Origin of the sequence: Mesorhizobium montanum (assembly GCF_033977145.1) — a bacterium.
Classification (GTDB): Bacteria; Pseudomonadota; Alphaproteobacteria; order Rhizobiales; family Rhizobiaceae; genus Mesorhizobium; species Mesorhizobium montanum.
On the sequence record NZ_JAVIJF010000026.1, the window covers coordinates 62,202 to 80,703 of the forward strand.

Consider the following 18,502-nt stretch of genomic DNA (forward strand, 5'->3'; position numbering starts at 1 on the left):
AAGTCCGGTTATCCGGGAGGTATGATTGACATCGTTTGCTGCTCGCGCGACGGCGGATGAAGGGAAAACGGCTCCCGATCAGCGGCGCGTGCTGGTCGGCCTGGTCGGCCGCGGCATCCAGCTGTCGCGCACGCCGGCGATGCATCAGGCCGAGGGCAGCGCGCGCGGCATCGCCTACATCTACCGTCTACTTGATGCCGACCGCATGGGTAAGGGCCCGCCGCGGCTGGACGACATTCTCGCTTTCGCCGGGCATTTCGGCTTCGACGGGCTGAACGTCACCTTCCCCTACAAGCAGGAGATCATTCCGCTGCTCGACGAATTGTCTGAGGCGGCGGAGGCAGTCGGCTCGGTCAACACGGTGGTGCTGCGCGGCGGCCGCCGGATCGGCCACAACACCGACTTGTGGGGTTTCATGGAGAGTTTCCGGCGCGGCATGGCGGGAGCGCCGCGCGATAGCGTGCTGCTGCTCGGAGCCGGAGGGGCGGGCGCGGCAGTGGCTCATGCTCTGCTCGAGCTCGGCGTCAGCCATCTGCACGTTGGCGACATCGCCCAAGTCAGGGCGGCCACGCTCGCCCGGCGGCTCTCATCGCGGTTCGGTTCCGACCGGGCAAGCGTTGTCTCGGATGTCGCGGCGGCGATGATGCAGGCCGACGGTATCGTCAACGCGACGCCGGTCGGCATGGCCAAGCTGCCGGGCATCCCGCTCGATCCGGCGCTGCTCAGGCCCGAATGCTGGGTCGCCGACATTGTTTATTTCCCGCTGGAGACCGAACTGCTCGCGGCTGCGAGACAGCGTGGCTGTCGTACGCTCGACGGCGAGGGCATGGCCGTCCATCAGGCGGCGCGAGCCTTCGAGCTTTTCACCGGCATTGCGCCGGATGTTGATCGGATGAGGGCGGCTTTCGCCGCCTTCGGCGACGCGCCCGCCGGAAACGGGCGAAGCCCTCATCAAGTGCAAGAGAATAAAACAGGGAGGAAGACATGATGTTGAAAACAACCCGCCGCGAATTTCTGGTCGGCACCGGTCTCGCTACGGCCGCCATGGCGTTTCCGGCCTTTGCGCAAGAGAAGCCCAAGCTGCGCTTCTCCGCCGTGTTTTCGGAGCAGGATATCCGCGCCGAGATGATGAAAAAATTCGCCGACGCCATCAAGGACGACTTCACCTTCGAAGGCTACTACGGCGGCAATCTCTTCAAGCAGGGAACCGAGCTCGTCGCTATCCAGCGCGGCAACCTGGAAATGGGCAACATCGCGCCGCAGGACGTCTCCAAGCAAATCCCGGCATGGTCGATCGTCACTGCGGGCTATCTCTTCCGCGACGCCGCCCATATGCGGAAATTCTTCGCGAGCGAACCGGGCGCGGAACTGAAGAAGATGACCGAGGACCAGCTCGGCATAAAGGTGCTCGGCCCCACCTATTTCGGCGTGCGCCAGCTGGGCCTCAAGCCTGCCAAGGAGATCAGGACACCCGCCGATCTTGCCGGCATCAAGCTCAGGATGCCGGGCGGCGATGCATGGCAGTTCCTCGGCTCGGCGCTCGGCGCCAACCCGACCCCGATGGCCTATGCGGAGGTCTACACCGGCCTGCAGACGGGTGCGATCGATGGTCAGGACAATCCGCTGCCGAATGTCGAGAACATGAAGTTTTACGAGGTGATGTCGCAGATCGTGCTCACCTCGCACCTCGTCGGCTTCGATCTTCTCGCGGTGTCGAAGAAGATTTGGGACGAAATGGGCGCCGAGAAGCAGGCAAGGTTCCAGGCGGCGGCCGATACGGCCATCGAATTCTCGACCGACAAGCACCTGGCACGGGAAAAAGAGCTGGTCGAGTTCTTCAAAGGCAAGGGATTAAAGCTTTATGAACCCGACGTTGCGGCCTTCCGCAAACATGTCCAGGAGCAGTATCTGGCTTCCGATTTGGCGAAAGACTGGTCAGTGGGCATGCTGGAAAAGATCAACGCCCTCTGAGCCGCCTCGGCTCCAGCGGTCAAGAACCCGCCGAAGCCGGTTGCTGCCACGTCTAATATCGTGAGGGACACCTGTCTTGAACGCCAACTCGCGCTTGATCGCCGGCAGACTTTATCGCGTTGCGGAGGCCGTGCTCGCGGCCATGATGGCGCTGATGTTTGCCGTATTCATCCTGCAGATCGCCTTCCGCTATCTGCTCAACCTGCCGATTGGCTGGACCAATGAGGTCAGCGTGATACTCTGGATCTGGCTGGTGCTTTGGGGGGCCGCCTTCGTGATCCGCGAAGAGGAGGAGATACGCTTCGATCTCTTCTATGCATCGGCCGGGCCAAGGGTCCGCCGTGTCATGTTCCTGGCCGCGGCCGCAGCGCTTATCGTGCTCTACACGATTTCTCTCCCAGCGGTCTTCGATTACGTGACCTTCATGAAGGTGGAGCACACCGCCTACTTGAAGTTCCGCTTCGATTGGGTCTTCTCCATCTATTTGGTCTTCGTCGTTGCCACGCTGGTTCGCTATCTTTGGCTTTCCTGGCGGACCGCCTTCGGCCCGGCTCCGAAGAGGCCCGATCCGACAGAGATGGGATCCGGCACGTGAACCTCGCCAGCCCCTTCTCTCTGTCGGTCATCGCGATCACCGCACTCGCCTTTCTTGGCCTGCCGATCGGTCACGCCATGCTCGCCGGCTCGATCCTTTACCTGCTGCTCGCCGGGCTCGACATGGGCACCGTCGCCGAGCAGCTCCTGAACGGCATGTACGCCAACTACATCATCCTAGCCGTCCCCCTGTTCGTGTTGGCCGCCGAGCTGATGAATATCGGCTTCATGACGGAGCGCCTGCTGCGCTTCTGCAACGCCTTCGTCGGCCGCTTCCGCGGCGGCCTCGCCTTTGTCAACATCGCCCAGGCGATCATCTTTGCCGGCATGTCGGGCTCGGCCATCGCCGACGCCGCCGGCCCCGGCAAACTCATGCAGAAGATGATGACCAAGGACGGAAAATATCCGCCGAGCTACGCCGCCGCGCTCTCGGCCGCGACTGCGGTGATCGGCCCGATTATCCCCCCTTCAATCCCGATGGTTGTCTACGCGCTCGTCTCAGACGCATCGATCGGCTATCTCTTCCTCGGCGGCGTCGTGCCGGGCCTGCTGATGGCGGGCTGCCAGATGATCATCGTCGCCTATCATGCCCGCGTCCGCGGCTTTCCTGTCGAGCCGCCGACGCCGCTGCGCAAACTGCCGCGCATCACCTGGCAGGCGCTGCCCTCGCTGATGATGCCCGTGGTGCTGCTGGGCGGCATCTATAGCGGCGCAACGACGCCGACCGAGGCGGCTGCCGTCGCCGGCGCCTACGCGCTGCTGGTTTCGGTCGTTCTCTACCGCAGCGTCAGCTTCGCCGATTTCTACCGCTCGGTGCTGGTCAGCGCCCGCACCAGCGCCTCGATCGGCATGCTGATCGGCGGCGCGCTGGTGTTCAACTATGTGGTCACCGTCGAAAACATCCCGCAGTCGGTGAGCGCGCTGCTGCAGACGTGGCAGCTGTCGCCTACCGGCTTCCTGATCCTCGTCAACATCCTGCTATTGCTGCTGGGCTGCGTGCTGGAGGGAACGACCATCCTGCTGGTGATCGTGCCGGTGCTCATCCCGACCGCGAGAGCCCTGGGCATCGATCTGGTGCATTTCGGCGTGGTGGTCGTGGTCAACATCATGCTCGGTCTCGTGACGCCGCCATACGGCCTGCTGCTCTTCATCATGAGCAGGATCGCCGAGGTGCCGTTCAGGGACCTTGTGCGCAATGTGCTGCCGTTCCTATGGGCGATGATCGGTTCGCTGGTGCTGATCACCTTCTTTCCGGGGCTCGTGCTCTGGCTGCCGCGCCTGCTCGGCTATCAGGGCTGATCGACAGGAGGAGATCGATGAAACCCATCTACGTGATCAACGGTCCGAACCTCAACCGCCTCGGAAAGCGCGAGCCGGAAATCTATGGCACGACGACGCTGGACGAGATCGAGGCGATGTGCCGGGAAGCCGCAGGGGCGTGGCCGATCCGCTTCCATCAGTCCAATGCGGAGCATGAAATCGTCGATTGGATCCACGGAGCGATCGACGACGGAGCGGGCATCCTCATCAACCCCGCCGGCCTCAGCTTCAGGTCTATCCCGGTCCTCGACGCGCTGAAGATGTTTCCCGGACCGATCGTCGAGCTGCACATCTCGAACATCCACCGCCGCGAGGCGATCTACCACCATTCATTGGTTTCGACCGTCGCGACGGCCGTCATCGCCGGTCTCGGCCCGCGCGGATATCCGACCGCGGTGAAATCGCTGATTGAACTGATCGGGCAGTAAGCCGGACCGACAGGTGCTGTCGGGCGGACCTATGCATCAGGAGAACGAACGAACTGGTTAGTACAGTGCCTGCGGAACGCCAAACCAAAAGGGAGGAAAAACAAAATGTGCCCACCAGGATGCTTGCATTCGATCTGTGAGAAGGCGACCCGCAGGGGTTTGCTGAAAGCCGGATTTACGCTTGGAATCGGCGCCGCGGCGACGGCTGCACTTGCACCTGTGCCTCCGGCCCAGGCGGCACCGGTCAATTTCACCGAGACGATCGACCTCTCACATGCGCTCTATGAGGGCTTTCCGACCTTCAGCGGCGAGAAGTGGTTCACGGTCGAACACCTCGTCACCTTCGCCAAGGACAAGGTGAACCTGAATCGGTGGACGATCGTCGAGCACAGCGGCACGCACATGGATGCACCGATCCACTTTTCGGCCGATGGCCTGACGGCCGATCTGATCCCGATCTCGGACCTGATCGTTCCCGTCGCCATCATCAACATCGCCGCGCACGCCGCTGACAATGCGGACACAAGCCTGACGCCGGACGACATCAAGGCCTGGGAGGCGAAGAACGGCAGGCTGCCGGACGGCTGCTGCGTGGTGATGAATTCCGGATGGCACAAGCTGGTTGGCGACCCGAAGTTCACCGGCAACGACAAGGAGAAGAGAAACCATACGCCTGGCTTTCACGTGGAGGCTGCGCAGTTCCTGATCGGCGAGCGCAACGTGAAGGGCATCGGCGTCGACACGCTTTCGCTCGACACCGGGCTCAACTCGAGCGGGGCGTTTCCGGTCCACTACGAATGGCTGGGCAGCGGCCGCTGGGGCATCGAGTGCCTGGCGAACCTCGATGCAATTCCCGAGTCCGGAGCGCGTCTGTTCCTTGGCATCCCCAAGGTGAAGGGCGCGACCGGCGGTCCCACCCGCGCAATCGCGCTTCTGTGACATCTAGGCAGAAGCAATGAAAACCTCCATCGCCACCGTTTCCATCAGCGGCGACCTGCGGGAAAAACTCGCTGCGATCGCCGCTGCCGGATTCGATGGCGTGGAGATATTCGAGAACGATTTCCTGGCCTTCGACGGCACGCCCGCCGAGGTCGGCCGCATGGTACGCGACCACGGACTGGAGATTACCCTGTTCCAGCCGTTTCGTGATTTCGAGGGCCTGCCCGAGCCGCAGCGCAGCCGCGCCCTCGACCGTGCCGAGCGCAAGTTCGACGTGATGCAGGACCTCGGCACCGACCTGATGCTCGTCTGCTCGTCGGTCTCCCCGGTGTCGCTCGGCGGCATCGACCGCGCCGCCGCGGACTTTCATGAGCTCGGCGAGCGCGCTGCAAAGCGGAGCTTGCGCGTAGGCTACGAGGCACTCGCCTGGGGCCGGCATGTCAATGACCATCGCGACGCCTGGGAGGTCGTGCGCCGCGCGGCGCATCCCAACATCGGGCTGATCCTGGATTCCTTCCACACGCTTGCCCGCAAGATAGACCTGTCCTCGATCCGCTCGATCCCCTCGGACAGGATCTTCATCGTCCAACTCGCCGACGCGCCGCTGATCGGCATGGACCTGCTCTACTGGAGCCGGCATTTCCGCAACATGCCGGGCGAGGGTGACTTGCCGGTGCGCGCGTTCATGCAGGCCGTCGCGGCAACTGGCTACGACGGCTACATATCGCTCGAAATTTTCAACGACCAGTTCCGCGGCGGCTCGGCCAAGGCCATCTCCGTCGACGGCAAGCGCTCGCTCGTCTGGCTGATGGACCAGGTGCGGCGGGAGGAGCCGGCGCTCGAGGTTTCGGCGCCGGCGATGCCAGACCGCATCGGCGTCGAAGGAGTCGAGTTTGTGGAATTCGCCGCGAATCCGGAAGGAGCGGTATCGCTCGGTAGCCTGCTCGCCACGCTGGAATTCTCCGAGGCCGGGCGTCATATCTCCAAGGATGTCACCCTCTACCGGCAGGGAGAGATCAACATCGTCGTCAACACCGAGCGGCAGGGTTTTGCGCACTCCTCCTTCGTCGTTCACGGGACGTCCGCTTATGCGATCGGATTGAAGGTCGAGGATGCGGCGGCGACCGTCGCTCGCGCCGAGACGCTGGGCGCCGAAATCTTCCAACAGCGGGTCGGCCCCGGCGAGCTGTCCATCCCGGCGATCCGCGGCGTCGGCGGCGGGCTGATCTATTTCCTCGATGGCAAGACAGATCTGGCCAAGGTCTGGGACATCGAGTTCAAGCCTGTCGCTGCTGCGAACATAGGCAGCGGCGTCGGCCTCACCCGCATCGATCATGTCGGCCAGACCATGTTTCACGAAGAGATGCCGAGCTGGCTGCTTTTCTACGTCTCGCTCTTCAGGACTACGAAGACGCCGATGGTCGACATCGTCGATCCGGCCGGCCTCGTTCGTAGCCAGGTGATCGAGGGTCTCGACAAGCGCCTCCGCCTTACCCTCAACGGCGCCGAGAGCCGCCGCACGCTTGCCGGCCACTTCATCGCCGAGACCTTTGGCTCGGGCATCCAGCATCTCGCAATGGCGACAGACGACATTTTCCTAACCGCCGAAAGGCTCGGGGCCAATGGCTTCGAGCCGCTGCAAATCTCGATGAACTACTATGACGACGTCGAGGCGCGCTTCGGCCTCGACCCCGATCTTGCCGACCGGCTGCGCGCGTCGAATATCCTCTACGACCGCGATGAGAAGGGCGAGTTCTTCCAGCTCTACGCGCCGACCTTTGGCGAAGGATTCATTTTCGAAATCGTCGAGCGGCGCGGCGCCTATGCAGGTTATGGCGGGCCGAATGCGCCGTTCCGCATCGCAGCGCAAAAGCGCATGATGCGGCCTGGTGGAATGCCGAAGGTCTGATCCGCATGGAATTTGCTCGCATCAACGGAGCGACGCTCCACCACCGACGCCGGCCGCTAGCCGGCCGGCCGACGATCGTCTTCATGAATTCGCTGGCCACGGATTTGCGCATCTGGAACGAAGTCGAACACCTGCTCGCAGCCGACAACGGCTTCGTATCTTGCGACAAGCGGGGGCATGGCCTTAGCGAACTTGGCAAGGCGCCGCACGCGATCGAAACACACGCGCCTGGCGGGCCTCGCCAAGCGAAATGAGAGGATAGCTGCCCAGCGCCAAAAGCTTCTGCTTGCCGTCGAACCGATAGGCGAGGCGCCATAGGCGGGTTCCGGTCGGTTGCACCGTCTGACAATTTCAAGAGCTTAGAAGCGGTTCGGGCGTTTCGACATTCACATCGGGAAGGGCCATTTCTGGGCCTCCTTTTGGCTGCTTCGACACCAACAGGATGTCCGATACCAACTGAAAATACCAACCCGCCGACCTGTTGGACCAAATACGCTGAAAGTCCTTGAAACGCGCCCAAATGCGCCTTGCGCGCCGAAAGAATCAACAATTTCACTGATTTGCACGAACAGAAGCGTAGGAGCTTCGGCGAAACTGTATGTCGGGAGAAGAGGGGATGGTGCCCAGAGGCGGAATCCAAGTAAAGAAAATCCTATTTTGCTTTCAGATGCTTAGGGGAAGCTCAATCGCAGCTACTTCCAACAAAAATACCAACAAAATATTTCTGTGGATAGGTTCGGTTCCCGAATAGGACCTGTCAGTCCCTTGCCACTGTCTCTTAGATGGCGCGCGTGATCGAGCCAGAGGGTTCGCTACCCCCGATCCCTCAAGGCAGCGTATCCGAGACTGTCAAGAGTCGCTCAGCTAAACCATGAATGGCTGCTTCGCGCCTCATTCCGGCCGTTCACTTGGACGCAGGCATCCTGTGAGTGACCGACCAGCTTCGCTGGGCTCGCGGCTCGCGCCGCACCGGGCGCTGGTGCGCGGCATAGGCGGCCGCCTATGCCTTCGGCATGATCTTCCCACCGCGGCCCGTTCCCATGAAACCGACGCTGTGGGCAATCATCCCTATTTGGCCGCCATTAGGGAGGCCCAAGAGTGACATCGGTCGTATAGTTCTCGAGCATGAAGTTGATGAAGTTGGCCTGGAACTGGCGCGTGTGGGCGTGCGCCAAAATGTCTGCCTGTTCCACGTCCTTCGCTTTGATCGCGGTGAACATGAGATGGTGCTCATCGGTAAGCAGATATCCATCGTGGGTTCGCTCCAGGAACTCAAAATGCAAATGGAGCATACGCCTACCTTGATCGAGCAATCGTTCGTAGAACGAGGCTAAGTAGGGGTTCCGGCCGGCATGCGCGATAGCCATGTGAAACTGTTTGTTGGTTTCGGACATGGCCAGATGATTGCCGGATTTGACTGCTGCCTCGAACTCGCGCTCGCGGCGAGCGATGTTCTTGAGGTCACCTTCAGTGCGAAGCTCAGCGGCGAGACGAGTGTTCATCCGCTGCGCGACGTCGAGCGCCTCAACGTATTTCGGGAAGCTTGCGATCTCGATAGGGGCGACAATGGTGCTTCTGTTTGGCAGCGTCACGACAAGCTCTTCGCCCGCGAGCCGGATGAGCGCTTCGCGCACGGGTGAGCGGGACATGTCGAACCGCTCCGACAGCGTCGTCTCGTCCAGCAGCGTACCCGGTTGAAGCTCCAGCGATAGGATTTCCCCGCGAAGCGTGTCGTAGACGCTCTTCCAACCCGTCCCCTTAGTCCGTTTTGGCTCCGTTCCCGCGTCCATCTCGCCCTCCTTATGCATTAGAGCACGCGCCTTGTGCGCCGGCTCGGACATGCGCCGCGATTCATATTGCCCCAAATCTGGGGTCATGTCGACACGTTGTACTTTTCCGTTGACATGTCGGCATGGTGCCGACAATATAAATCTTGTCGGCACGCTGCCGACATAAAAATGATCGGCCGAAGCCGACTTGCGCGGAGAACGCGCCTGAGGGCGCTCGAAGAGAGGAGAATTCAATGCTGCCTAGATTTCTTGCCGCCAGCCTGAAGGTGCTGTCGGCGGTTGCGATCGCCGTGACGATCTCGACCACGGTCCGTGCTCAATCAGCCGAGGGATATTGGGAGGGCGTTCAAAAGGCGGGCGTGCTGCGATGCGGAGCTGCCGTGGCGCCTCCTTACGTCATGCGCGATCCGGCAACTGGCGAGTATTCGGGGTTCTTTGCCGAACTCTGCCGCGAGTTCGCCGACGTCCTTAAGGTCAAGCCCCAGTTCGTCGACACAACCTGGGACAACATCGTCGCCGGACTTCAGGCGGGGAAGTGGGACCTCTCGTTGGCGCTCAATCGCACGCCGCCGCGTGCCATGGCCGTGAACTTCTCCATTCCCGCGATGGAGTACCAGATCTCGTTGGTCTACAATAAGAGCAACTCCAAGATCGCTGCGGACGCCAAGTCGGTCGCCGATATAGACAAGCCCGGCATCACGCTGGCAGTCATGTCCGGTACTGCGCAGGACAAGGCTATCTCTGCGGCGATCAAGCAGGCTCAAGTGCTACGGCTTCCAGGAAACGATGAGACCCGCCTGGCGTTGAAATCGCACCGTGCGGACATCCTCGTGGACGCTTCAGATACGAACGCGCTGTTCACGCAGGCCAATCCGGATTGGGCTGTCGCACTGAATCCGACGCCGGCGCTGGCGAAGCAAGGCGTTGCCTTCGGCCTCCCGCACAGCCTGTCGTTCTCCGATGTGGACGTTGTCAACATCTTCCTCGAAGAGAGGGTCGCGACGGGCCAGGTGGACGAACTGATCAAGAAAGCAAACGACGAAGTGCTCAGGGGCGCGAAATAGGCTTCGCGAAGAGGGCTGCGACGGATTGTCCGGCCCTCATTGCTATTCACGAAACTCGAAACGAATGAGGGTGTCCGCCATGCGCGATCAGCCGGCAGCTCCACTTGTCAGCGCGAGCGGGCTCCAAAAGAGCTATGGAGCCCTCAAAGTTCTCAAGGGCATCGATCTAACCATGAAACCGGGCGAGAGGCTGGTCGTGATCGGTCCCAGCGGCGGCGGCAAAAGCACGCTGCTCAGGGTCATGATGGGCTTGGAAACCATCAACGGCGGATCGGTCACTCTAGCCGGCAAGCCATACATTCGGGCGGGTGCGACCCCGGCGCGCACCGTTATCGATATCGCGGTGCGACGCTCGATCGGAATGGTCTTCCAGCACTACACGCTGTTCCCTCATCTGAACGTGATGCAGAACCTGATCCTTGCCCCGTGCAAGGTCCGCGGCGAGAAGAAGGCCAAGGCATCCGAAAGAGCGGCCGCTCTGCTTTCCCGGTTCGGTCTTGGCGAAAAACTGGCCGCCTATCCCTCCCAGCTGTCGGGGGGCCAGAAGCAGCGTGTCGCCATTGCTCGCGCGCTCATGCTTGATCCCAAGCTGATGCTTTTCGACGAGGTGACTTCGGCCCTTGATCCGGAACTCGTCGGCGAGGTCGAGCAGGTCATTCTTCAGCTCGCCAAGCAAGACATGCCGATGATGATTGTCACGCACGACATGTGGTTTGCCAAAAACATCGCCTCGCGGGTGTTGTTCTGTGCGGGTGGCGTAATCGTCGAGGACGGTCCGCCCGAGCAGGTGCTCGGCTCGCCCAAAGAGGAGAGAACCCGGGACTTCATCGACCGCGTCTTCCACATTCGGCAGTGAGGCAGCGCGATGAATTACAGTTTCGATTTCCAGTCCGTCACGCGCAATCTTGGTCCACTTTTCGACGGTCTCGCGGTGACTCTCCAGCTTACGGTAGCCGCGAATGCGATCGGCCTCACCCTAGGCTTTGTGCTCGCGTTGCTCTTGATGAGCCCCTGGCGTTTGATGCGGCTGCCCGTGACCCTTTTCGTGGAGTTTTTCCGCTGCACGCCTGCGCTCGTCCAGATCATCTGGTTCTTTTACTGCGTGCCAATGCTGTTCAACGTGTTTCTGGGCTCCATCACCATGGGCATATTGGCTTTGGGGTTCAACCTCGCCGCGTTCAACGCGGAAGCCTACCGTGCTTCCATCCAGGCCGTTCCGCGCGAACAGCTCGACGCTGGCATCGCGCTTGGGCTGAACCCTGTTCAGCGCATCCTCTACATCGTCCTGCCGACTGCCTTTCGTGCCTCGATCCCCGTTTTGCTGACCAACGGCATAGTGATCTTCCAGCAGAGCGCGCTAGTGGCGATCGTGGCCGTCCAGGACCTGATGTATCAGGCAAAATCTCTCGCGACCCAAACATATCGTCCAATCGAGACCTTCTCAGTGGCGGCGCTGATTTATTTCGCCGTCTCGTTCCCGGTGACCCAGCTCGTCGACTATCTCGAGCGTCGCCGCTTGGCGGTTGCCGGATAGGAGATGGCCATGGACTCTCTCGATTTCACTGTCGTCCTTCGGTTCCGCGATGCCCTCCTGCAAGGCCTCTCCACCACGCTGGAACTCACTTTGATCTGCGTCGTCCTGGGCTGCTCAATCGGATTTGCGGTCGGGCTGGCGAGGACATCCACAAATCTTGTGCTTCGCAATTTGTCGAGTGTCTATGTCGAGTTCTTCCGAGGCACTCCGGTCCTGATTCAGCTTTTCTGGATTTTCTTCTGCCTGCCGTTGCTGCTCGGCATCGAACTCTCGAATTTCGCGTCCGGGGTCATCGCTCTCACGCTCTATATGGGGGCAATCACCAGCGAGACATTCCGGGCGTCCCTTAAATCGATCGGACGGGAGCAGTACGATGCTTGCGTGGCACTCGGCTTGCCACGGTGGACGCAGATCACGAGTGTCGTGCTTCCCCAGGCCTTGCTGCGCGCCATCCCCACCTTGCTGTCGAATTGCGTGAGCCTCTTCAAGGAAAGCGCACTCGTGTCGGCGGTTGGCATGGCCGACCTGATGTTCATCGGCTCGAACATTTCCAACAACACGGCGCGTCCGGTCGAGGTCCTGACGGTCGTCGCTCTGATCTACTTCGTCATCGCGTTCCCACTGACCAGGGCGGTGACTGTGATCGAGAGGCGCATCCTCCAGAAACTAGCGGTCTGAACCGCGCGATCCACAAAGACAAAGGAGAAGATTATGAAGCTAAAAGGTGTGATGCCGGCCCTGGTGACGCCATTTGATGCCGCAGGAAAGATCGATTTCAAGGCGTTCGAGAAGCTTCTGACCAAGCTGCGCGCCGACGGAGTATCGGGTTGGGTGCCCTGTGGATCGACAGGCGAATACAACGCAATGACGGCGGACGAGCGTGCTTCAGTCCTGAAGTTCGTGGCCGAGTTCGCCAACAAGGACGAACTTCTGATTGCCGGAACGAATGCTGGGTCAACCTGGGAAGTAATCGAGCACACCATACGCGCGCGCGCGCTTGGCTACGGCACCGTGCTGCTTTCGGCGCCATACTATGCAACGCCGGCGCCGAACGAGCTCATCTCGCACTATCGCGCGGTGCTGGATGCCGTAGACGTTGAAATCGTAGTCTACAATTATCCGCCCAAGGTGGGCGTCGAAGTAGGGCTTGAGGTGCTGGACGCATTCGTCGACGAGCCGCGCATCATCGGCATCAAGGAGTCCAGCGGCAACTTGCTGCGCGCCATCGACATCCGCTCGCGCTTTGGCGACCGCTACCAGGTCACCAACGGTTCGGACGACCAGACGCTGGACTTCTATCTCTGGGGCGCAACCTCCTGGATTTGCGGCCCCGCGAATTGCATGGCCAAGGCCTGTGTGGACCTCGTGAAGACGATCGAGTCCGGTGACTGGATCGGTGCTCGCGACAAGATGCAGGTGATCTACGGAGCCATGTCGAGCCTGGAGAGCGGCAAGTTCGTGCAAAAGGTGAAGTATGGTTGTGAGTTGGCCGGAACCCCGGTCGGTAATGGTCGCGGACCGCTGCTGCCATTGAACGAGGAAGAAAAGGTGGCCTTCGCGAAGGCCATGGCTCCCGTCCTGGGTTGATCTAGCATGGCTCGATCGCAACAACCGAACTCAAAGACCGTGGTCGTTGGCGCCGGCATAATCGGCACCACGATAGCCTACACGTTGCAGCGACGCGGCGAGACCGTCGTTCTGATTGATCGAAATCAGCCGGGCAGGGGTGCATCCTTCGGCAACATGGCGAGCATCGCGGTGACCGAGTTCATGCCGGCATCGCGACCCAGCGTCTGGGCGCAAATGCCGAAATGGCTGCTCGATCGGGAAGGCCCGATGCGAATCCGCCCCGCCTACATGCCGAGGCTGGTACCGTGGTTCCTGCGCTTTCTCGCAGCCAGCTGGCCGTCGAAGCTGCGCGAACTGGAAGCCGCCGGTGCCGCGCTCTGCGGGCGCGTACACGAAGACCTGGCAGCGCTTCTGAGCGAGACCGGGCTGCAGCACATGCTGAGTGCCGAGGGTTGCCTTAGCCTTTATGCCGACGAGGCGGAATTTCGCGCCGACCGCGAGCATATTAAGATCCTCGAGCGCTTCGGTTTGCGCCACCAGGTGCTCCATGGCTATGCAATCCGCGAACTGGAACCGGCACTTGCGAGCAAGATCGGCAAGGCAGTCCTTTTCCCCGACAACCGTTCGATATCGGATCCGTACAAGCTCGTCGTAGCGCTGCTCGAGGCGTTCCAGGCGCTCGGCGGCACGATCGTGCGAGGCGATGTGGTGGCCTTCGAGCAAAGTGAGACAGGGATTTCCGCGCTGCGGCTCAAGGACGGACGACGCCTCGAGGCCGATCGCGTCGTGCTTGCCGCCGGGGCCTATACTGCCGGCTTCTCCACCAAGCTGGGCGAACCGATTCCCCTCGAGACCGAGCGCGGCTATTCCACGCAGATCATGGCCCCTGGCATTTCGATGCGCCACTCGATCATCTGGCCAGCCCGAGCCTTCATGGTGACGCCTACGGCCGGTGGCATACGCGTCGGCGGCACGGTGGAAATGGCGGGCCTCGAAGCTCCGCCAGACTATCGCCGTGCCAAGGTGCTGGTGAAGCGGGCGAAGGAAGCCTTGCCGGACCTGACGGTCGACGAGGCCAGCGAATGGATGGGGCACCGCCCTGCTTTGCCCGACACGGTACCAGTCATGGGACCTTCCGCGAAGCATCACAATGTTTTCTATGCAACCGGGCACGGGCATTTGGGACTGACGTATGCGGCGACCACCGGCCGGCTGATGGCCGATCTCGTGACAGGCGCCAAGCCGCCCATCGATATGAATCCCTATCGCGTCGACCGCTTCTAGAAAGCGCCGCGATGCTCGACAGGAAGGGACGGACCATGCGAAGCCAACTCTATATCGATGCAAATGGGTTCAGCCCGTGAAGGGCGGCAGCACTCAGCTCATCACGAAATACGTCACTGACCCCTGGGCCTGGTAGGAGCCGGCACATGCGCTTCGAAAAATCCCTCGAACTTTTGCTCGTCCATTGCCAGGGCGAGCTTGGTCATGTGCTGACCGGCGGCGCGCCAGAAATCCCGGGCAGTACCATGCTCGACAAGATGAACCACATCAACGCCGTGGATGACAGCCTGCGTCGCATCGTCACCAGAGAACCGCGCGCGAATGTGGCCATGTCGGTGAACCTACTGGTCGCGCCGACTCGAGCCGATGCGGATGCCGGCTTCATCGTGTTGCAGGCAGACAAGGCTCATCCCATGTCTGGCAGCAACTGCATTTGCGTCGTCACGGCGATTCTCGAAAGCGGATGCGTCGCCATGCACGAGCCCGAGACGGTCGTGCGGCTGGACACGCCTGCTGGCCTCATCGTGGCGCGGGCGCGCTGCGATAACGGACGCTGTCTGTCCGTCAGCCTCGACAACGTTCCGAGCTTCGCGGAGCTGCTTGACCAAGCAATCGACACGCCGCAATGGGGCAAGGTCAAGGTCGATGTCGCGTTCGGCGGCGTCTACTATGCTCTGGTTGACGTGGGCCAGATCGGGCTTGCCATCAAGCCATCCAACGCGCGCGGGCTCGCCGAAGCCGGTATCGAGCTCAAGCGCCTGCTCGCGGAGCAGGTGACGGTGAGCCATCCCACGCTCTCGGGTGTCGACGAGATTGCCTACGTCATGTTCCGCGATCACGAGCCCGATGGCGCGGTGCGTACCTGCACGACGCTGCCGCCGGGCCGGGTGGACCGCTCGCCATGCGGCACCGGAAGTTCCGCCAACCTCGCGGCGCTTTTTGCACGCGGCCTGGTGAAAGTCGGCGATGCCCGCATCTCACGGTCCATCATCGGCGGCGAGTTCACGGCCGAGGCGATAGGCGAAGCGGAAATCGGCGGCCGCAAGGCCGTGCTGCCGCGCGTCACAGGTCGTGGTTATGTCTTCGGCCGTTCGGAGTTGCGGATTGCGGACGACGAACCATTCCCTGTTGGCTTTGTGCTCTCCGACACTTGGGGACCCCAGGTCGATCAGTTGACGTAAGTGAGACAAGGATGGGCAAGCTGATTGGCGACCCAGACTGTTCTCGTTATGGCGGAATCCGGCGATATCGGCGCGGTAATCGTCGAAAATTTGCCGCGGAAGGAGCCCGTCCCATCGCTCTGATGTCCTTTTGCAAGTGCGATCTGCGCAATAATCCACCCGACACCGATTTCTTCGGTCGGGTTTCTCATTGACGGAGCGCCTATCGGTGGAGACGTGGCCTGGGACGCGGGTGAACAAGCTCTGATGCGCGGGTTGGCTACCGCATGTCCATGTATTCGTCCGGGGCTGGTCCTCTCTTACAACGGGCGTCGGCATTGCCGGCCACAAAGCGTTGCCGGGAATTCCCCATTCAATGCCACGTCCCCGCCGATAGGCGCGATGATTATTCTCGTCGCGACCGAGGATCAGGTTCCTGCCTGCTGCTCATCCGCCCGGGCGATGGCCCACATGAAAGCAGCGAGCTCCCGAGCTATTGCGGTCACAGCCACGGTGCTGCGCTTGCCACGCGCGACCAGGGCCCTGTAGCGCTTGGTCAAGCGTGCCTGTGCGTTCCACGCTATGTCTCGCACGACTTCAGGCAGGTGGCGGCTTTCGAAGTATTTTGTTTTCCCCAGTTTGGCCGGATAGCGGTAGGTCCAGGCGCTCTCGGCCAAGACGCGGCGCACTCGGGCATTCCCAGTCTTGGTGATACCGCCCCGTCGCACGGCGTCCCCGGTCGAGCGCTCCGAGGGGACAAGTCCGAGATAAGCCATCAGTTGTCGCGGGTTGGCAAAGCGGCGTACATCGCCGATTTCGACCATGAAGGTAGCCGCACAAATGAGCTTGACCCCACGCAAAGCCTGCAAGCGTTCGACTACCGGCGCGAGTGGCCAGTCGAGCAGGCCGTCCTCGATTGCTTTTTCCAGGCGCGCTACTCTTTCCCGGCACTGCGACTCTGCGAGGATCAACTCCTGCAGGACAGCTTCCTGACTGCGGTATGAGAAGCTCTGTCCATGCAGCCACCTGAGATACCTCGTCCCCCAGGTCTTCAAGCCCGGGTAAATCTTGCCGTGTCGCAACAGGAAGGATCGAATCTCCTGCCGCTTGCGGGTTCGATCCTTCACCGCAGCCTCGCGGGCGCGGATCAGGTCCCGCATAGCCTCATGAGCAGCGTCCGGTGTCCAGATCTCCGTCAGTTCACCGGCACGGAACAGCCGGGCAAGTTTCTCGGCATCGCGGCGGTTCGTCTTGACCCGATCGCCAGGCTTGCGCGGGATCAGAGATGGAGCGATCACGGCGCACTCGTGGCCAAGCGCTTCGATCTCCCGCTTCAGACCGTATCCGGTGGGTCCAGCCTCATAGCAAAATCTCAATCGTACACCTGGACGTCCGAGCTTGCGGACGAGACGGCGTACTGACGCACTATCGGACGATATCTCTCCGACATATCGAACCTCGCCCGTACGGCCGCTCTCGGCGAGAGCAACAGCATGCCGATCCTTCGCAACATCCAATCCTACGAAAACTTCGCTATATTCTTCCACGGTTCGTCCTCCTGGCATGAGGATAGGCTCGACGAGCAACCCTCGTTTCAACACTGCCAGTGTAGGGCGAACCACCTCACAGCCGGCAACCAGAAAGGACATAAGGTCTTACGAAGGTCGCACAAGCCAAGCGCCGAAGCGCGGCCGGCGCATTGGCGCCGCTGACAGTCGGCTTGGCACAAGGAGTTTCAGCTTTTTTGCCGCCGCCGATCTCGGAAGGAAGCAATCCAGCACTTCAAGACAACGGCGGGCGACGCACCGTCAATATGGCGAGCCGCGCCGTCCGTCTCGGGGATGCCAATGCCCTACGGCGCGAGCAAGGCAGCGCCCTTCAATCTGACGAAGTCCATTGCTGCTCCTTCGGCACTGATGGCGTAACGGCCGTTGCAATCGCGCCGGCTGGGTGCGAACCGACATGGCTGACGATTTTGTCGCGGCGCACGGCAAGCAAACCGCGGTGGCGGACATTCCGATCGGCGAGATGGCCTTGCCGGCCGAGGTTTTCGAACTTGTCGCCTCGTGATGAGCCCATCGCAGGCCTCGGTCAACGGTGCGACGCTCGACGTCGATGGCGGCAGTTATGACGAGCACCGCATCGGCAAACTGGGGAGCGGCAGCGTTCACCAACATCCGGTGAGCGATCACACCGCAGACGACACGGTTGGGATCGCAGATCAAGGCGAACCTGGCTTACTGCGACGCCGAGCAGCTACCGATCTGGTGGCTCAAGAGGCACGATCTGATTCCGTGCGGCCCCGACCTCACACCCGACGAGATTAAGGCGAAGGTTCTGGAGGAGATCGTCACCACCATCCCCCGCCTTCAACTAATCCCTCCTGGTCGCGGGCGCTGGTTCCGTCTATCGCGAATCCCAGCCGAAACCCGCCGGGAATTTTGGCCCCTTGCAGCCATATCAGCGGTCGCCGATCACCGACTGCGTCGGCGCTGCCAATCCGAAGCGTCCACCTTTGGCGCCACACCTCGAACACGACAATATAGTCTCTGTCTGGCCTCGAAGGCGCGCAGCGCGTTCAGGTAGGCCGAGTTCGCGTTCGGGTGACTCTTGCGCTGAGAAACTCAACCGGCTCGTGGCCAGGACCACCTCATGAAGCTACTGCTCGGTCGCAGATTCTTCGGCCTTCAGGACCCGAACCCCCGATCGAGAATTGGGCCGTCAATATGGCCGGTTACAAATGCGTGTCAATCCGCGAACCCGGCAGGGACTCGCCGATTGAAAGGGGACTGGCGGCAGGCTTATTTTGATCCAGTGCTTCACAGGTCGCGTCTGCCCTGGTTAGCCTCAAAATTCGAAGTTATAGCTACATGGAATTCATGAGATCACACAAAGTGCAAAGTGGAAGGGCGAAATGTGATCCATCCGAAACGTGGATGA

The 18,502-nt window shown here is 61.3% G+C and carries 19 protein-coding genes and 1 pseudogene; 16 read left to right on the forward strand and 4 right to left on the reverse strand.

Annotation, left to right across the window (positions count from 1 at the left end):
• Positions 1 to 88 precede the first annotated feature (88 nt).
• From RFM68_RS28540 to RFM68_RS28575, 8 genes are all read left to right on the forward strand, one after another.
• On the forward strand, positions 89 to 988 hold the full coding sequence (locus RFM68_RS28540; RefSeq protein WP_320236378.1) for a shikimate dehydrogenase: 900 nt from the start codon (positions 89 to 91) through the stop codon (positions 986 to 988).
• Positions 985 to 1,971 (forward strand): TRAP transporter substrate-binding protein DctP, encoded by a 987-nt coding sequence (gene dctP / locus RFM68_RS28545; RefSeq protein ID WP_320236355.1) that lies wholly within the window; start codon positions 985 to 987, stop codon positions 1,969 to 1,971. Before RFM68_RS28540 ends, dctP begins: the two co-directional genes overlap by 4 nt.
• 76 nt (positions 1,972 to 2,047) lie before the next feature.
• Positions 2,048 to 2,566 carry a TRAP transporter small permease gene (locus RFM68_RS28550; protein WP_320236356.1) on the forward strand — a complete coding sequence of 173 codons (519 nt, stop codon included), beginning with the start codon at positions 2,048 to 2,050 and terminating at the stop codon, positions 2,564 to 2,566.
• Positions 2,563 to 3,864 (forward strand): TRAP transporter large permease, encoded by a 1,302-nt coding sequence (locus tag RFM68_RS28555; RefSeq protein ID WP_320236357.1) that lies wholly within the window; start codon positions 2,563 to 2,565, stop codon positions 3,862 to 3,864. Before RFM68_RS28550 ends, RFM68_RS28555 begins: the two co-directional genes overlap by 4 nt.
• Before the next feature lie 17 nt (positions 3,865 to 3,881).
• Complete coding sequence (locus RFM68_RS28560) at positions 3,882 to 4,313, forward strand: type II 3-dehydroquinate dehydratase (protein WP_320236358.1); 432 nt, start codon at positions 3,882 to 3,884, stop codon at positions 4,311 to 4,313.
• A 123-nt stretch (positions 4,314 to 4,436) separates the two neighbouring features.
• A complete protein-coding gene (locus tag RFM68_RS28565; protein WP_320236359.1) occupies positions 4,437 to 5,252 on the forward strand; it encodes a cyclase family protein in 816 nt (271 codons plus the stop codon).
• Positions 5,253 to 5,268: 16 nt separating this feature from the next.
• Entirely contained in the window at positions 5,269 to 7,161 is a 1,893-nt protein-coding gene (locus RFM68_RS28570; RefSeq protein WP_320236360.1) for a bifunctional sugar phosphate isomerase/epimerase/4-hydroxyphenylpyruvate dioxygenase family protein, read from the forward strand.
• A gap of 83 nt (positions 7,162 to 7,244) precedes the next feature.
• Positions 7,245 to 7,415, forward strand: a complete 171-nt coding sequence (locus RFM68_RS28575; protein ID WP_320236381.1) for a hypothetical protein — start codon at positions 7,245 to 7,247, stop codon at positions 7,413 to 7,415.
• On the opposite strand, the gene RFM68_RS28580 is transcribed toward RFM68_RS28575, so the two are convergent.
• Both RFM68_RS28580 and RFM68_RS28585 read right to left on the reverse strand, forming a co-directional pair.
• Positions 7,345 to 7,500 carry an Arm DNA-binding domain-containing protein gene (locus RFM68_RS28580; protein WP_430694962.1) on the reverse strand — a complete coding sequence of 52 codons (156 nt, stop codon included), beginning with the start codon at positions 7,498 to 7,500 and terminating at the stop codon, positions 7,345 to 7,347. The genes RFM68_RS28575 and RFM68_RS28580 overlap by 71 nt on opposite strands.
• A 743-nt stretch (positions 7,501 to 8,243) precedes the next feature.
• Positions 8,244 to 8,951, reverse strand: coding sequence for a GntR family transcriptional regulator (locus RFM68_RS28585; protein WP_320216894.1), 708 nt, complete (start codon positions 8,949 to 8,951; stop codon positions 8,244 to 8,246).
• Positions 8,952 to 9,184: 233 nt separating this feature from the next.
• Between RFM68_RS28585 and RFM68_RS28590 the strand changes: the two genes are divergently transcribed.
• The 7 genes from RFM68_RS28590 to RFM68_RS28620 all read left to right on the forward strand — a co-directional run bounded on the left by RFM68_RS28590 (position 9,185) and on the right by RFM68_RS28620 (position 15,583).
• Entirely contained in the window at positions 9,185 to 10,015 is an 831-nt protein-coding gene (locus RFM68_RS28590) for a substrate-binding periplasmic protein (protein WP_320216893.1), read from the forward strand.
• A 79-nt stretch (positions 10,016 to 10,094) separates the two neighbouring features.
• On the forward strand, positions 10,095 to 10,871 hold the full coding sequence (locus RFM68_RS28595) for an amino acid ABC transporter ATP-binding protein (RefSeq protein ID WP_320216892.1): 777 nt from the start codon (positions 10,095 to 10,097) through the stop codon (positions 10,869 to 10,871).
• A 9-nt stretch (positions 10,872 to 10,880) separates the two neighbouring features.
• Positions 10,881 to 11,549 (forward strand): amino acid ABC transporter permease, encoded by a 669-nt coding sequence (locus RFM68_RS28600; RefSeq protein WP_320236361.1) that lies wholly within the window; start codon positions 10,881 to 10,883, stop codon positions 11,547 to 11,549.
• 9 nt (positions 11,550 to 11,558) lie between these two features.
• Complete coding sequence (locus RFM68_RS28605; protein ID WP_320236362.1) at positions 11,559 to 12,227, forward strand: amino acid ABC transporter permease; 669 nt, start codon at positions 11,559 to 11,561, stop codon at positions 12,225 to 12,227.
• Between the two features lie 33 nt (positions 12,228 to 12,260).
• Entirely contained in the window at positions 12,261 to 13,136 is an 876-nt protein-coding gene (locus RFM68_RS28610) for a dihydrodipicolinate synthase family protein (RefSeq protein ID WP_320216889.1), read from the forward strand.
• A gap of 6 nt (positions 13,137 to 13,142) precedes the next feature.
• Positions 13,143 to 14,402 (forward strand): NAD(P)/FAD-dependent oxidoreductase, encoded by a 1,260-nt coding sequence (locus tag RFM68_RS28615; RefSeq protein ID WP_320236363.1) that lies wholly within the window; start codon positions 13,143 to 13,145, stop codon positions 14,400 to 14,402.
• Between the two features lie 146 nt (positions 14,403 to 14,548).
• Entirely contained in the window at positions 14,549 to 15,583 is a 1,035-nt protein-coding gene (locus RFM68_RS28620; protein WP_320236364.1) for a proline racemase family protein, read from the forward strand.
• On the opposite strand, the gene RFM68_RS28625 is transcribed toward RFM68_RS28620, so the two are convergent.
• Positions 15,571 to 15,774 (reverse strand): hypothetical protein, encoded by a 204-nt coding sequence (locus RFM68_RS28625; protein WP_320236365.1) that lies wholly within the window; start codon positions 15,772 to 15,774, stop codon positions 15,571 to 15,573. The two genes, RFM68_RS28620 and RFM68_RS28625, sit on opposite strands and share 13 nt — an antisense overlap.
• A 216-nt stretch (positions 15,775 to 15,990) precedes the next feature.
• Entirely contained in the window at positions 15,991 to 17,127 is a 1,137-nt protein-coding gene (locus RFM68_RS28630) for an IS110 family RNA-guided transposase (RefSeq protein WP_430694963.1), read from the reverse strand.
• A gap of 147 nt (positions 17,128 to 17,274) precedes the next feature.
• Here RFM68_RS28630 and RFM68_RS33695 point away from each other — a divergent pair.
• A pseudogene (locus RFM68_RS33695) lies at positions 17,275 to 17,691 on the forward strand (SDR family NAD(P)-dependent oxidoreductase); the annotation flags it as partial.
• Positions 17,692 to 18,502 lie beyond the last annotated feature (811 nt).

Bases quoted from the DNA above. Each gene is read 5' to 3' on its own strand.
- dctP (WP_320236355.1), top strand. From the start codon at position 985: ATGATGTTGAAAACAACCCGCCGCGAATTTCTGGTCGGCACCGGTCTC.
- RFM68_RS28560 (WP_320236358.1), top strand. From the start codon at position 3,882: ATGAAACCCATCTACGTGATCAACGGTCCGAACCTCAACCGCCTCGGA.
- RFM68_RS28570 (WP_320236360.1), top strand. From the start codon at position 5,269: ATGAAAACCTCCATCGCCACCGTTTCCATCAGCGGCGACCTGCGGGAA.
- RFM68_RS28575 (WP_320236381.1), top strand. From the start codon at position 7,245: ATGAATTCGCTGGCCACGGATTTGCGCATCTGGAACGAAGTCGAACAC.
- RFM68_RS28585 (WP_320216894.1), bottom strand. From the start codon at position 8,951: ATGGACGCGGGAACGGAGCCAAAACGGACTAAGGGGACGGGTTGGAAG.
- RFM68_RS28590 (WP_320216893.1), top strand. From the start codon at position 9,185: ATGCTGCCTAGATTTCTTGCCGCCAGCCTGAAGGTGCTGTCGGCGGTT.
- RFM68_RS28595 (WP_320216892.1), top strand. From the start codon at position 10,095: ATGCGCGATCAGCCGGCAGCTCCACTTGTCAGCGCGAGCGGGCTCCAA.
- RFM68_RS28600 (WP_320236361.1), top strand. From the start codon at position 10,881: ATGAATTACAGTTTCGATTTCCAGTCCGTCACGCGCAATCTTGGTCCA.
- RFM68_RS28605 (WP_320236362.1), top strand. From the start codon at position 11,559: ATGGACTCTCTCGATTTCACTGTCGTCCTTCGGTTCCGCGATGCCCTC.
- RFM68_RS28610 (WP_320216889.1), top strand. From the start codon at position 12,261: ATGAAGCTAAAAGGTGTGATGCCGGCCCTGGTGACGCCATTTGATGCC.
- RFM68_RS28615 (WP_320236363.1), top strand. From the start codon at position 13,143: ATGGCTCGATCGCAACAACCGAACTCAAAGACCGTGGTCGTTGGCGCC.
- RFM68_RS28620 (WP_320236364.1), top strand. From the start codon at position 14,549: ATGCGCTTCGAAAAATCCCTCGAACTTTTGCTCGTCCATTGCCAGGGC.
- RFM68_RS28625 (WP_320236365.1), bottom strand. From the start codon at position 15,774: ATGAGAAACCCGACCGAAGAAATCGGTGTCGGGTGGATTATTGCGCAG.
- RFM68_RS28630 (WP_430694963.1), bottom strand. From the start codon at position 17,127: ATGCCAGGAGGACGAACCGTGGAAGAATATAGCGAAGTTTTCGTAGGA.